This is a genomic window from Peribacillus simplex, assembly GCF_900156045.1.
Lineage (GTDB): Bacteria > Bacillota > Bacilli > Bacillales > DSM-1321 > Peribacillus > Peribacillus simplex_D.
Map to the genome: position 1 here is coordinate 564306 of NZ_FTMX01000003.1, position 15187 is coordinate 579492.

Below are 15187 nucleotides of genomic sequence, written 5' to 3' on the forward strand. Positions count from 1 at the left end.
TTTTGTGCTTTTAGATTTCGCTGCTTGAAAGTTTGACTTCCGTAGTTTCTTTCTTTCCGTCACGGTAATAAATGATTTTGACTTTATCACCGATTTGCTTTTCGTTGTAAAGGTATTTTCGTAATTCCACAACGTCATGAATTTTTTCATTATCCATTCCAACAATGACGTCAAATTCCTTCAATCCAGCTTTGGATGCTGGAGAGTTGCTTTGAACGCCTGTTATTGCAACGCCAGATGTAACTTTCCTTGGTAACTTTAATGTATTTTGTTGATGGTATTGGGAAATCTCTTCTACAGATGCCAAGTTCACACCCAAGTAGGCACGTTTCACTTCACCAAATTCCTCTATATCATTAATAATCGGTATAACTGAATCAATCGGAATGGAAAGACCGATTCCTTCCACTGCATTTTCCGCAATCTTCATCGAATTTATTCCGATGACCTGCCCTGACATATTTACGAGTGCCCCCCCGCTGTTACCTGGGTTAATCGCCGCATCGGTCTGGATGACCTCCGCATTCCAGTCCACTTGTCCGTCCTCATTGATATCAACCTCTATCGTACGCTCCAAACCGGAGATGATCCCTTGTGTGATCGATCCAGAGAATTGGAGGCCTAATGGATTGCCAATGGCAATTACGGGCTCACCAGGTTTCAATTTGCTGGATTTCCCGAATTCAGCAATGGTTTTGATTTTATCACCATTCACGACAATGACAGCTAAATCTGTCCATGGGTCACTACCTTGTAGTTCAGCTGGTAATTTAGTGCCATCACTTAATGTAACTTCCAGTTCATTGGCGCCTTCAATGACGTGATTATTCGTGACGATATAGGCTTTGCCCCCATCTTTTTTGTAGACGACTCCAGAACCAGTGCCGGCTTCTGCCGAACTGTCCTCGGCGTTGCTCCCTTGACCCCAGAAGTTCGTTTCCTGAATGTTAGTGATCCCGACTACTGCGTCGCTGGCCTTATCAACAGCATTTGTGACAGCACTTGTTACATCAAGAGTAAGGTTTTGCTGGGACTGCTCCGCGGGCTCATTCTCTGTTGATTTCTCCGTTGTAATTTCGTTATCATCGTTATTTAACAGCCCGCTTCCCGGTAAAATAAGTAAGGCCCCGATGATGACGCCCCCCAAGCCTGCTAGAAAATAGCCCGTATAGCCTTTTTTCCGTTTATTTTGGTTCTCATCATTCTGATCATAATAACCCAAGACCGCCCCATCCTCTCATTTTAGGAATGTATTATAGCAATTCTATTGTTTGGTATCCTCCCTCAATTATACTCAATTACCGAATTTTTTCTAAAAAAATGAATGCTTTTATTTAAGGGAATAAAGCCACTTTCCTTTTACCTATACAGTTCTAACCAAACGATACCCCTTTTAATCCGATTCGTAACTTACGAATCGGAATTTTTTAAAATAAAAAAAGGAATGAACAAGGTATCCCTCATCCATTCCTTTTATTTATAACGTAACAAGCTCCGTTGGTCTTTTCGGGTCAGTATCATATAAGGAAAATTGTTCGCCAACGATGATCCCCTTTGTCTTTAACGTCTGTTCCACCGACATTCTTGCTAGATCCTTCATATTGTTATCAAGGCTTAAGTGGGCCAAGTAAATCCGCTTGGTCTTATCACCTGCCACTTCACTCATTGCAAGGGCAGCGTCTTCATTACAAACATGTCCGACATCACTTAAAATCCGGCGCTTGATGCTCCACGGATATTTTCCCATCCTCAGCATGGACACATCATGGTTACTTTCAAATACATAAGCATCGGCATTTGAGATGATTCCTTTCATCCGGTCACTAACGTACCCTGTATCGGTAATGACCACAAGTTTCTTATCCTCATGATGAAAGACGTAAAACATCGGCTCTGCCGCATCATGTGAAACGCCAAAAGATTCTATATCAAGACTGCCGAACGTTTTGACCTGTTCCATTTCAAATGTGAATTTTTGTTCTGTTGCAATTTCACCGATTGATCGATCCATGGCATTCCATGTTTTTGCATTCGCATATATCGGGAGTTTATGTTTTCGGGCAACCACGCCAAGACCTTTAATATGGTCGCTGTGTTCATGGGTAACGAGGATACCGGATAACTTCGACATATCACGGCCTATATCCTGAAACAATGCTTCCAGGGCTTTACCGCTTAAGCCGGCATCGACAAGGAATGATTGATCCTCCGTTTCCACGAAAAAGGCATTTCCTGTACTCCCGCTTGCGAGAACACTAAAATGCATTGTCATCTTTACTCACTCCAGTATTTTTTCTTCTGTATTCAATTCAATGACCTCTCCATCAAAAGCATTCACGAAGAGATCCGTTTCGTCATCAATGACCACCCACCATGTTGGCACAAGTAAATGTGACACAGATGTCGTCTGAAGCGAATTATAAAAGCCCAGTTTTACATTCGTGACTTTGCTTTTGGGATCAATATCACCATTCTGATACAATTGTCCAATAGCAGTTAATGCAGATACCAATTCTTTAGGTTTATTGAATTTTTCGATGCCCTCTAAATACATCTGTTCATAGGAAACGATTTCACCCTTCTTGTTCAGATATAAAGTGACCTTCCCTTTACTATTATTATAAAACATCTTTTTATCTGCCACTTGATAGCAGATGATGGTCTGGTTGATTTCATCATAGCTCCAAAAATGATACTCACTTCCATTTAAAATATACTCCTTCAGGAATATATCAAGGTCTGCAGCATGAACTTCCGCTTTCATGCCAACCGGTGTTTTAAATGTACCCACAAGCTTCTTATCATCGATGATTCTTGCTTTTTGGTTTTTCAGGTGCTGAATATCCTTCTTCTCGAAAGTCTTGCTTTGGGCAATCAGGAATTGATCCTTCATCTTTTGTTTCGGAAGTGGGGTTTCTATTGAAATCTCATCTTCTTTCAACAGTTCTTCCGTTGAGGACTCCGTGAAACTTTCATATTGGGAGTCATTAATCTTTTCCAGGAATTGATAAAGAAGAAAAATATTCAAAATGAAGAAAACCATGATGAAAATCGACTTTGTATTATTCCAATCCACTTTGATCGCCTCCCGAATCTTCTTCAAAAGGCACCATAAACCATTTATCGCCGATACGATAATACCAAGTGGGATCGAGTGTAACCAGTGTTACAAGTTTGGAATCGAGGGATTTATTCAGTTTATAGCCAATCGAGATGTCCTCCACGCTTTTGAAATCGATATTATCTATCGATTTCAGCTTATTCAATACTTCTCTACCGCTTGGTAAAATTACTACCGCTCCTTCTGACGGGAGGACTGAGTCAAGTGAAAAGTATGGGCGGTCATAGCTATAAATTTCTTCTTTCCCCCATATTTGCTCGATTTCTGTCATCCCAGATTCATTGAAGGTCGGATAACCATTTACGAATAAGCGGAATACCACTCGCTGTTCATTCTCCGACATATAGGCAAAGCGGTAATTGTTATCTTCCCAACCGTCATGATCATTGATGAAATCAATGCTTTTTTGCAAAAGGTCACTGGAACTGTCAAATCGCTTGCTCTTTTGTGCCGGATTGATATAAGAAATAAGATAATGATCTTTATTGACCGTCATAAGTCTTGTTCCATCCGTGTATTCCTCACCGACCGAAACGGGTTCCTGGCGTACGAACTTCGGAAAAATAAATAACGCATTTTTCAAGTTCCCAATATCCAAGTAATCAATGTAATACTCAAGTTTGTTGATCTCCACCGGCTTTTCCGGAACGAACAGCGTCCTTTTGCTGTTTATGGTTTCAGCCGTGTATTCAGGGTGCTTATCGTATGAACCACTATAAAATGAATCCATGAAATTCCTTAGTTTTTTAGTGTCGACCATCCCTTGATAAATCTTCTCTTGATCGTAGGAAACAAAATAAACGGCAGATTCCTTACCACGGATATCCTTTTGTTTAATGATGATTCGATCGAATGAAAATCCAGGCACTTCCTTATCCGTTATATTCAATACCGTTTTATAAAGGGCGATGGGTATATCATCGGTAAATTCTATTTCAATCGACCCATCTTCATGGACAAAATCCTCAAATTTCCTTTGCAGCCTTTTTACGGATACCTCTTTTATGCCGCTGAAACGCCATTGCGAAAATTCTTTTTCCATTTCATTTATTTCCACCGGATCGGAAGTTTGGAAATGCTGCCCATTGCCATGGAAAAGGATACTGACTGGTTTAATGACATCACTGACAATCTGGACATCGCTTTTAATCCTTATAAATTCCGACGATTGTTCAAATGGATCATATTCAGGCTCGTACGTCCAAATGCTCCATGTCAAAAAAATGCTTGTCCCAACCAAAATAGTCAGTATGATACTTTTTGCACGTTCAAAATTCATGACCAATCATCCTCTTCTTCCTGTTCGTAAGGAAGTGTAAAGAACACGGTAGTTCCTTTTCCATCCACACTTTCCGCCCATATTTTCCCGCCATGCGCCACGACCATCTCTTTTGCAATGGCTAAACCAAGCCCTGTCCCGCCTAAGTTACGGGCCCTTGCTTTATCCACACGGTAGAAGCGGTCAAATATTTTATCAATGACGTTTTTCGGGATACCCACTCCTTGATCTGTAATGCTCACAATGATAAAGCCATCAGATGCCCTGACGCGGAAAGTCACTTGACCCCCTTCAGGTGAGTACTTTAAGGAGTTGGAGATTACATTATAGAGAACCTGGGTGATTTTATCTTCATCAATATCCACAAAATAAGCTTCCTTCGGCAAATCACGTTTAAACGTGATGTCATCATTTTTCGACATTTCAAAACGATCGATGATGTGGTCATAGAATTTATTGAAATTCACCCAGCCCGTTTTAAGCCTGTAATCTTTACTGTCCATTTTCGAAAGCTGTAACAGATCATTAACAAGCCTGATCATTCGCTCCGTTTCATTTTGGGTAACGCTTAAAAAGGATGGAGCGATTTCCTCGTCCTTCCATGCACCTTCAGCCAATGCTTCCAGGTAACTTCTCATCGTCGTTAACGGTGTTCGCAGTTCATGTGATACATTGGCAACAAACTCCCTGCGTTCGCTCTCGATTTTTTCCTGCTCAGTTATATCATGCAAAACAGTAATCAAACCATTGACGAAACCCGTTTCCTTTTGAATGACCGAAAAGTTCCCCCTCAAAATGAAAGGCCGGTTTTTTTTGCTGTAATCAAGGATAATGGACTCTCGTTCTTCCAGTAAATCCTCAAATTTATATTCTTCTTCAAGACCCAAAACCTCAATGATCGGTTGGTTCATGACGGTTTCACTCGAGACATCCAATAATCGTGCCGCCGGTTCATTGATCAAGTTCACCCGACCGCGCCTGTCCGTCGAAATTACACCATCGGTCATATTGGAAAGTACAGAAGAAAGCTTGCGCCGCTCTCCTTCTGTGCTTGATTGCGATTCTTGAAGCTTTTTGGTCAAATTATTGAAAGTGACGGCAAGCTGGCCAATTTCATCATCGCCATACACCCTAACTTTTCTGGAGAAATTTCCTTTCGCCATCACCAGGGCCTGTTTTCTCATATCTGACATCGGCCTTGTGATCGTTCGTGCGAGCAGGATCCCCAAGATGGCCGTAATGACTAGGGCGATGGCCGTCCCCGTCATAAAGATACTATTGATTTCATCCATCTGCTCAAAGACATTTTCCATCTCTGCTATTACATAGACGGCGCCAATGACCTCCCCATTTGCTTCAATGGGTGTCGAAAGGACCCAGAGCCGCCTGCCTGTTTTCTTGTCCCGAAATATATCACTATCTTCTTTTCCATAAATGAGCGTATTCTTAATAAGGACCTCCGTTGTCTTCTTCCCTACAATATCCTGGTTACTTGGGGCTGAAGTCCCGATCACGCGTCTGCTGCGGGTGTCGATGACACGCACTTCCGAAATATCATTCGATGAATTATCCCGGTCTTTCAATATCGTATCAATCGCTTCTTCGAGGGTTGGATCTTCCTCTCCCCTCTCTTTTTCCATTTCTTCACCAATACTGTAGGTAAGCAGGTTAACGTGACCTTTTATTGATTTCGTAAAGTTCCCGACAAGATTTTCTTCCAATTCCCCAACAAAATATACCCCGATTATTTGCATAGCTACGAAAATGAGCAATACATAAATCAGAACAAATTTAAAATGAATTGAGCGAAAAAAACCAACCTTTTTCATAGAGACTACTCCTGTTCAGGGTTACGCAGGTAATAACCGACCCCTCTTCTAGTTACAATCCAGCCAGGGTGGCTTGGATTGTCTTCAATCTTCTCACGAAGACGTCTGACCGTTACATCGACCGTCCGCACATCACCAAAATAATCATAGCCCCACACGGTTTGTAATAAGTGCTCCCTTGTCATGACCTGACCGATGTGCTTCGCTAAGTAATGAAGCAACTCAAATTCGCGATGCGTTAATTCAATCGTATCGCCCCGCTTGGATACCACATAGGCATCCGGATGGATAGTGAGCGTTCCTATCGTAATTTCCTTCGGTTCATTCTCTTGATCGGGAACCGGAACAGCTTGCTGACGTCTTAGGTTCGCCTTAACGCGGGCAATTATTTCCCGGGTACTGAATGGCTTTGTCACATAGTCGTCTGCACCAAGCTCCAATCCTAAGACCTTATCAATCTCTGAATCCTTTGCCGTTAACATGATGATCGGCGTTTCATACTTCTTCCTTACTTCCCTGCAAACTTCCATCCCATCGCGCTGCGGTAGCATGATATCAAGTAAAATCAAATCGGGTTGCCGTTCTTCTACCATTTTGAGGGCTTCATTGCCATCATAAGCACAAAAAACTTCATAGCCTTCCTTTTTTAGATTGAATTGTAATATATCAGCAATTGGCTTTTCATCATCCACTACCAGAATCTTTTTATCCATGTACTTATCTCCTTTTTAATAACTGAACTGAATCTATTAAAAACCGTGTCCTTATCCGGGACCTTATTCACTTTTCCTTCTGCTTGCACCAAGCTGGCAACCTAGTTCAGCAAACTTACATATATATACCCAATAAAAGGGGCTGAACACCGGAATGAAAGCAAATTGTCTCTATTCTACTTTATCATTTTATAGGCATTAAATCACCTTTTTCCTATTATTCTCATCTATGTATGAAGCAAAGAAGTCTTCGAATATTTTTCGAAGACTTCCATCGATTACTGGCTTATATAGTTTAGCGGATTAACGAGAGACCCGTTTTTATATATTTCAAAATGGAGGTGGACACCGGTCGAGTTCCCCGTTGAACCCATCATGCCAATTTTCATGCCTTTTTCAATCTTTTGTCCTGCTTGTACATCTATTGAATCCAAATGGGCATACACGGTCTTATACCCGTTATTATGATTGATCGTTATCTTATTTCCATATCCTCCGGAGTTTCCGGCAGTTTCGATTATCCCATGATCTGCTGCCGTTATCGTCCTGGTTGCTGGTCGGGCAATATCTATACCTTTGTGCAGTTTCCCCCAGCGCTGGCCCTGCTTACTGGAAATATAGCCCCCATCTGCAGGCCATGAATATGTACCGCTGCCTTGTGAAGGAATGACCTTGGTGCCTTTTCTGGTGATTTCTGTTTTGGCTTTTTCCGTGACTTCCTTTTTTACGATCGTTTCACTGATTTTCTTTCCGTTTGTTTCGGATACATTATAGGTGAACGCAAGAATCCCCTCATTCCCGATTTGTTCAGTGATGAGCTCACCCTTTGGAAGTTCGTCATCCTCCTTCACTTTCTTTTCAAATGGAATTCTCTCTTCCTTAAATACTTCTCTTTCTACCATTACGTTCACATAGGGGATACGTTGGGTCACATAGAGCCGCTCGCCCTCTTTAACACCTTTGTTCTCATCCTGTCCCGGATTTAGCTCCAGCAGGCGATCCAGGTCCATATCATGCTTAGTGGCAATGGCTTCAAGATCCTCATCTTCCTTTGTCTCATAGATCATCGTTCCTTCCTTTCCTTCTTCTATCATGGAAAGGGTTTTATCGACGCTCTTGATTTCGTCTGGATATACCATTGTCTCTTTAAACGTGACGGGAAGTGAAAATTCGATGTCCAGAATTCTACTTCCTGGCTCTTTTAACGAATCCGTATCTTTTTCACTTTCCTTTTTACCTGATTCATATTCAGCGTATTCCTCTTCATTCACATATAATAAAGTGATTTTCTCCAGAACTTCCTCGGCATCTTCCTTTGACGCAACATAAGCGACCGCCTGATTATCTATGTCAATTTCATACGCCTCTGCCTTCACATTCAACTGATCTTGAATTCCCTTGACAGCCTGCTCCTCTTTTACCTCTTCATCGAATACCTCTTCAGGTACAAAAGTCAGCTGTGCCTCCTTATCGAATGTAAAGTCCGGATAATCTTCCTGTGCTTCTTCTACCTTATCGGCTACGATCTTTTCGATTTCCGTTTCATCCGTCACACTTCCGACGAATTCGTCGTTAAGATAAACATGCTGTATGGTTGCAGTTTCCGATATCCCGGCAGCAGTTACCCGATTTCCTGCAAGCATTAAAATGACGGAAACCATCAACAGGATGGTCCCCTTGCCTTTTGAGCTAAACATATATTGTCCTCCTTAACGGCTCAGTCACCAATTAAGAAACTAATTAGTTTTATTTCGAGATTTATTAGTCCAATTTAAATATCCACATGCTTATGACTGATTTCTAATGATTTTTATCACTCATAACTCTACCATATTAAGAAAAAAAACAAGAAACAGACTTCATAATGTAATGGAACTGTATAAATGGTGACAACATGTACCAATAAATAGAGGAATGGGGCACGTTCAATAAACTGCAGAAAAAGGAGTGGGCCTAGGCCCAGCATGGTTAAAAGCGGGTTATATGCCAAATTGGCCGAAATTGGTATGTTACAAATCGTTAACAATCTATTAACAAGATTTCATTCAAAATACATCTGGACTCAAAACAAAAAAACGCCCTAAAGGAAAGGCGTTTATAAAAGGATGGCTCAGGACGGAATCGAACCGCCGACACAAGGATTTTCAGTCCTTTGCTCTACCGACTGAGCTACTGAGCCAAATATTCTATTTTTTTAAAAAATAAAATGGCGGTCCCGACGGGAATCGAACCCGCGATCTCCTGCGTGACAGGCAGGCATGTTAACCGCTACACCACGGGACCAGTAAAGCATTTATATAAAGAAGTGACCCATACGGGATTCGAACCCGTGTTACCGCCGTGAAAGGGCGGTGTCTTAACCGCTTGACCAATGGGCCGGAAAAAATGGTGAGCCATGAAGGATTCGAACCTTCGACCCTCTGATTAAAAGTCAGATGCTCTACCAACTGAGCTAATGGCTCGTACTAATGAAATGTTTCTTTTCGGGATGTTAACTTAACATCCGTATCTTGTTAATGGCTTGTTCTATTGTGACGACGCTTTTGATAATATCATGGTTTATATAGTTTAGGCAATAGTTTTTTGAAATAAAATTATTTTTTTCTTATTTTTTTCATTTTCCAACAGTTTAATCCATTCATTCAGTATCCCGGACCTCCTGAATGTGACATATAATGCATTAATAACGAAAGAAGAGCCGGCAAAAAAGCCAGCTCTCTTTTCAAGAATTACGCTAGACGCCAAGGGCTTCTCACGACATTAGTTTGGTTACGGTCAGGACCGACAGAGAAAGTGGTCAAAGGAATGCCTACCAGTTGAGATACGCGCTCTACATAGTGGCGAGCGTTCTCTGGAAGCTCATCCAATGATTTGCAACCTGTGATGTCTTCTGACCAGCCTGGTAGCTCTTCATAGACTGGTTTACATTCGCCAATCGCTTTCAAAGTCGCTGGTACCTCATGAATGATCTCGCCTTTATAGTCATAAGCCACACAAATTTTGACCGTATCAAGACCTGATAATACGTCTATCGAGTTCAATGATAGATCGGTAATCCCGCTGACACGGCGAGCATGGCGAACGACAACAGCGTCGAACCAGCCTACACGGCGTGGTCTGCCTGTAGTTGTACCATATTCACGGCCAATTTCCCGGATTTGGTTGCCGACTTCATCATGCAATTCTGTCGGGAAAGGACCATCGCCCACACGGCTTGTATATGCTTTACATACTCCAACCACATGGTTGATTTTCGTAGGACCTACACCAGAACCGATCGTAACTCCGCCTGCAACTGGGTTAGATGAAGTGACGAATGGGTATGTTCCTTGATCGATATCAAGCATGACACCTTGTGCCCCTTCGAATAATACCCGTTTCCCTTCATCAAGTGCATCATTCAATACAACGGATGTATCACAAACATATTTCTGCACTTGTTGTCCGTACTCATAGTATTCTTCCAAGATATCTTCGATTTTGAAACCTTCCGTTTCATAGAAACGTTCAAACATACGATTTTTTTCGACAAGATTTTGAGACAATTTTTCCTCGAAAATTTCACGGTCCAAAAGGTCTGCCATGCGGATCCCGTTACGAGCAGCTTTGTCCATATATGCAGGGCCGATTCCCTTTTTAGTCGTTCCAATTTTGTTGGCGCCTTTACGGTCTTCTTCGACTTCGTCCAATTTGATATGGTAAGGAAGGATGACATGTGCACGGTTCGAGATACGAAGATTATCCGTACTCACACCATGGCTATGTAAATAAGCAAGCTCCTCTACAAGAGCTTTTGGATCAACCACCATACCATTTCCAATGACACAAATCTTATCACTATAAAAAATCCCTGACGGAATTAAATGCAGTTTATAGGTAACGCCGTTAAATTTTATTGTATGCCCTGCATTATTCCCACCTTGATAACGAGCGATGGCTTCCGCATTCTGGGATAGAAAATCTGTTATTTTACCTTTACCTTCGTCTCCCCATTGTGTACCGACTACTACAACTGATGACATCTGAATAAAGCACCTCCAAAGGTTCACGTAATACCGATCATTTTAACCGGTTCTTATCAAACAAACCTATTTTATCAATAATCCAAACTGGAAGTCAATACAAAATCCGAACAATACACTTTTCAATAAATACTTCGTTCGTAAATATGAGAAAATTCTTTCCGGTTTTACATTGGGTTTTGGATTGTCAATCATTATTGTACCCTTTGATTTCTTTTTCTATTATCATAAGGCCTTTTCTTTTTCCAAAAACAGAGAAAGCCCGCCATTGCAAAAATGGCAGGCAGTTCCCTATGCGCCTGGAGACATCGAATCATCATCGAAGCGGCGTTCGAGGTTAACGAATTTATTATATTCTTTTACGAATGCAAGCGAAACCGTGCCTACTGGACCATTACGCTGTTTCGCTATAATGATTTCGATGATATTTTTATTCTCGGATTCTTTATCATAATAATCATCACGGTATAAGAATGCGACGATATCGGCATCTTGCTCGATACTCCCGGATTCCCTGATATCAGACATCATCGGACGCTTATCCTGACGCTGCTCCACTCCCCGCGATAGCTGGGAAAGGGCGATGACGGGCACTTTAAGTTCACGAGCGAGCGCTTTGAGTGAACGTGAAATCTCGGATACCTCTTGCTGACGGTTGTCGCCTGAACGGCCATCGCCTTGAATTAACTGCAGGTAATCGATCAATATCATGCCAAGGCCATGTTCCTGCTTCAAACGACGGCATTTTGAACGGATTTCACCAATCCTCACACCTGGCGTATCATCGATATAAATGCCGGCATTCGACAAGCTTCCCATCGCCATCGTCAGTTTACGCCAATCCTCATCAGTTAAGGAACCTGTCCGTAAATTCTGGGCGTTGATATTCCCTTCAGCACAGAGCATACGCATAACGAGCTGCTCTGCACCCATTTCAAGACTGAAAATCGCTACATTCTCTTCCGTTTTAGTCGCAACGTTTTGAGCGATATTCAATGCAAAAGCGGTTTTACCAACCGAAGGACGGGCACCCACTATGATGAGGTCATTACGTTGGAACCCTGCTGTCATTCGATCCAGTTCAGCAAACCCTGTCGGTATTCCCGTGACATCCCCTGTACGGGTAGTCAAAACTTCTATGTTATCGTACGTCGAAACCAATACATCCTTAATATTTTGAAAAGACCCGGAATTCTTGCGCTGGGCCACTTCCATGATCGTTTTTTCTGCTTCCCCGAGCAGCTCCTCGACCTCGTCCTCGCGACTGTAGCCTTCCTGAGCGATGTTGGTCGCTGTCCTGATCAAACGACGCAGCAATGACTTCTCCTCGACGATGCGGACATAATATTCAATATTGGCCGCGGTAGGCACCGATCCGGCCAATTCACTTAAATAAGAAACGCCGCCAACTTCTTCAAGGTTTTTTGTCGCAGCCAATTCCTCTGTCACCGTAATCAAATCGACAGCTTTTCCTTCGTCATTCAATTTAAGCATCACATTAAAGATTTTTTGATGAGAGCTTCTGTAAAAATCCTCCGGAATCAAAACTTCCGATGTAACGGTCAATGAAGAGGGCTCAAGAAAAATGGCTCCTAGCACTGCCTGTTCGGCTTCTATATTTTGAGGGGGAATCCTATCCTGAAATTGTTCTATCATATCTTAAAACCTCCCATTCTAAGAGGATACCTTTTATATGTTTCTAGTAAAAAAGAAAAAAGTGAAAGGACAACGTGCCCAATCACATTTTTCATCTATCTCTATTTTATCAATTTTTCACAGATATGAAACAGCTAAAATTAGTTAATTTCTTTCACATGCACAGTCAGTGTCGCAGTGACTTCAGGATGAAGCTTGACTGGAAGCTTTGTATGCCCTAATGTGCGGATGCCTTCAGCAAGCTCCATTTTACGTTTATCAACCTTGATACCGTGTTTTTTCTGAAGCTCCGATGCAATTTGCTTAGTCGTGATGGAACCGAATAAACGCCCGCCCTCACCGGCTTTGGCAGATAGTTCAACCGTTAATTTCTCCAGCTGCACTTTCAATTCTTCAGCATGCTGCCGTTCTTCTGCCGCAAGTGATTCTTCTTTATTTTTCTGGGCTTCCAAAGTTTTTACATTTGAATTATTTGCTTCAACGGCCAATCCTTGTTTTAGCAGGAAATTATGTGCATAACCATCTGCAACATTTTTAACTTCCCCTTTTTTCCCTTTACCTTTTACGTCTTTCAGAAATATTACTTTCATTCTTTTTGTCCCCCTTCTAAATATTCATCAATAGCTACTTTCAATCGACTTTCGGCTTCATCAATGGAGCAAACCTGTTGAGTGGCGGCATTTGTTAAATGTCCGCCTCCATTCAACATTTCCATGATCACCTGTACATTGATATCACCTAGAGAACGCGCACTTATGCCAACTGTATCATCAGATCGCTTAGCCATTACGAAAGAAGCCGCAACGCCATCCATGGTCAATAGGGTGTCCGCAGCTTGAGCGATGAGCACCTGATTATGAACTTGATCGGTTTTTGCAGAGGCAATGGCAATTCCCTTTTTATAAAAGATGACTTCCTCAATGAGCTTCGAACGTTTGATATAGGTGTCCACGTCTTCTTTTAAGAATTTCTGGACAAGTACCGTATCGGCTCCATGCGCCCTTAGATAAGAGGCAGCATCGAAAGTGCGTGAACCTGTTCTTAAGGTGAAGCTTTTCGTATCGACGATGATACCTGCAAGAAGCGCCGTCGACTCCAGCATATCAATCTTTGAGCGTTTCGGTTGATATTCAAGCAGTTCGGTTACAAGTTCTGCTGTTGAAGATGCATATGGCTCCATATAGACGAGCAATGAATTCTTGATGAACTCCTCACCGCGGCGATGATGGTCGATGACTACAACCTTATCGATCCTATTCAATAACCGTTCTTCAATCACCATGGAAGGTTTATGTGTATCGACCACAACCAGCAAGGTCTCATCCGTAATCATTTCAAATGCATCATCAGGTGTTATGAACCGGGAATACAGCTCTTCTTTATTTTTGATCTCTTCCATTAAACGAAGGACACTGCTATCGAGCTGCTGGGTGTCGATGACAATATAGCCTTCACGTTCATTCATCTGGGCAACTTTCAAGATGCCGATTGCTGAACCGATTGCGTCCATATCCGGGTTTTTATGGCCCATGACAATGACTTTATCGCTATCAAGGACTATATCCTTCAATGCATGGGAAATGACACGTGCACGGACTCTCGTGCGTTTTTCCATCGGATTGGTTTTACCGCCATAGAATTTCACTTTTCCGTTCGCTTGCTTTATCGCCACTTGGTCACCGCCCCGTCCTAGGGCGAGATCTAAGCTGGACTGTGCAAGCGAACCTAGTTCCGGTAAGGATGACACGGCAGAGCCGACCCCGATGCTCAGGGTCAATGGTACATTTTGCTTGGCCGTCGTTTCCCTGATTTCATCCAAAATCGAAAATTTGCCCTTCTCAAGCTGATGAAGGATATGCTCATTGAAGACAGCGATGAATCGTTCCGAGGAAACCCGTTTAAAGAAAACGCCATTATCCCTTGCCCATTTATCAAGAAGTGAGGTGACCAAGCTATTAATGCTGCTTTTACGCTGATCATCCATACCCTGTGTCAAATCATCATAATTATCAAGAAGAATGATCGCAATTGCCGTCCGCTCATCTTCATATAATTTCTCAATTTCCACTTGCTCCGTTACATCAAAAAAGTAAAGAAGCCTTTCATCACGCTTATGGACCACCTTGAATTTCCGATCGTGGAGCGTAAGCGTCTCTGTCTCGATCTCTTGCTTGATCAACGGCACTATCGAGTCCGCAACGTCGTATAGCGATCTTCCTGCCAAGGAGTCTTCACTAAAACAAGAAGCCAGGAATGGATTGGTCCATTCGATGTAATAATCCTCATTAAAGAGCATGATCCCAATCGGCATTTCCAATAACGCTTCCTCGCCCACCTTCTTTAAACGATAGGATAAAGTCGTTATATACTCTTCTGTCTTTCGTTGCTTTTTTTCTACCATTCTTAATGTTAAATAAAATAAACCAGCAAGAATCAATAGTCCAACAAGTGCAATAACCCAATTATAATAAGCCAGTACGCCCAAAAGTAAAACGACTGCGGCCAGCACCCCATACAATGGGGACTTAATCGAGTATTCTTTCAAATAAGATGGCATAGTTTCAGCT

At 42.2% G+C, this 15187-nt stretch carries 11 protein-coding genes and 4 tRNA genes; all 15 read right to left on the reverse strand.

Annotated elements, in window-relative coordinates; genetic code table 11:
- Positions 1 to 10: 10 nt before the first annotated feature.
- Positions 11 to 1222, reverse strand: coding sequence for a S1C family serine protease (locus tag BW986_RS14095; RefSeq protein ID WP_076368487.1), 1212 nt, complete (start codon positions 1220 to 1222; stop codon positions 11 to 13).
- 255 nt (positions 1223 to 1477) lie between these two features.
- On the reverse strand, positions 1478 to 2272 hold the full coding sequence (locus tag BW986_RS14100; protein ID WP_076368488.1) for an MBL fold metallo-hydrolase: 795 nt from the start codon (positions 2270 to 2272) through the stop codon (positions 1478 to 1480).
- 6 nt (positions 2273 to 2278) lie between these two features.
- Positions 2279 to 3076, reverse strand: coding sequence for a two-component system regulatory protein YycI (locus BW986_RS14105; RefSeq protein WP_076368489.1), 798 nt, complete (start codon positions 3074 to 3076; stop codon positions 2279 to 2281).
- Complete coding sequence (locus tag BW986_RS14110) at positions 3063 to 4400, reverse strand: YycH family regulatory protein (protein WP_076368490.1); 1338 nt, start codon at positions 4398 to 4400, stop codon at positions 3063 to 3065. Before BW986_RS14110 ends, BW986_RS14105 begins: the two co-directional genes overlap by 14 nt.
- A complete protein-coding gene (gene walK / locus BW986_RS14115) occupies positions 4397 to 6229 on the reverse strand; it encodes a cell wall metabolism sensor histidine kinase WalK (protein ID WP_076368491.1) in 1833 nt (610 codons plus the stop codon). Before walK ends, BW986_RS14110 begins: the two co-directional genes overlap by 4 nt.
- Before the next feature lie 5 nt (positions 6230 to 6234).
- Positions 6235 to 6942 (reverse strand): response regulator YycF, encoded by a 708-nt coding sequence (gene yycF / locus BW986_RS14120; protein WP_034316131.1) that lies wholly within the window; start codon positions 6940 to 6942, stop codon positions 6235 to 6237.
- 278 nt (positions 6943 to 7220) lie between these two features.
- On the reverse strand, positions 7221 to 8639 hold the full coding sequence (locus BW986_RS14125; RefSeq protein WP_076368492.1) for a peptidoglycan DD-metalloendopeptidase family protein: 1419 nt from the start codon (positions 8637 to 8639) through the stop codon (positions 7221 to 7223).
- A 409-nt stretch (positions 8640 to 9048) separates the two neighbouring features.
- Positions 9049 to 9121, reverse strand: a tRNA-Phe gene (locus tag BW986_RS14130).
- Between the two features lie 28 nt (positions 9122 to 9149).
- Positions 9150 to 9225: transfer RNA gene (locus BW986_RS14135), tRNA-Asp, on the reverse strand.
- A gap of 23 nt (positions 9226 to 9248) precedes the next feature.
- A tRNA-Glu gene (locus BW986_RS14140) sits at positions 9249 to 9320 on the reverse strand.
- Positions 9321 to 9328: 8 nt separating this feature from the next.
- Positions 9329 to 9404, reverse strand: a tRNA-Lys gene (locus BW986_RS14145).
- Between the two features lie 267 nt (positions 9405 to 9671).
- Complete coding sequence (locus BW986_RS14150; protein WP_076368493.1) at positions 9672 to 10964, reverse strand: adenylosuccinate synthase; 1293 nt, start codon at positions 10962 to 10964, stop codon at positions 9672 to 9674.
- Between the two features lie 291 nt (positions 10965 to 11255).
- The gene (dnaB, locus tag BW986_RS14155; protein ID WP_076368494.1) at positions 11256 to 12620 is read right to left on the reverse strand and encodes a replicative DNA helicase; all 1365 of its coding nucleotides are present in this window, start codon (positions 12618 to 12620) and stop codon (positions 11256 to 11258) included.
- A gap of 140 nt (positions 12621 to 12760) precedes the next feature.
- Positions 12761 to 13210 (reverse strand): 50S ribosomal protein L9, encoded by a 450-nt coding sequence (gene rplI, locus BW986_RS14160; RefSeq protein WP_076368495.1) that lies wholly within the window; start codon positions 13208 to 13210, stop codon positions 12761 to 12763.
- A complete protein-coding gene (locus tag BW986_RS14165; RefSeq protein WP_076368496.1) occupies positions 13207 to 15177 on the reverse strand; it encodes a DHH family phosphoesterase in 1971 nt (656 codons plus the stop codon). The genes rplI and BW986_RS14165 overlap by 4 nt, the downstream gene beginning before the upstream one ends.
- Positions 15178 to 15187 lie beyond the last annotated feature (10 nt).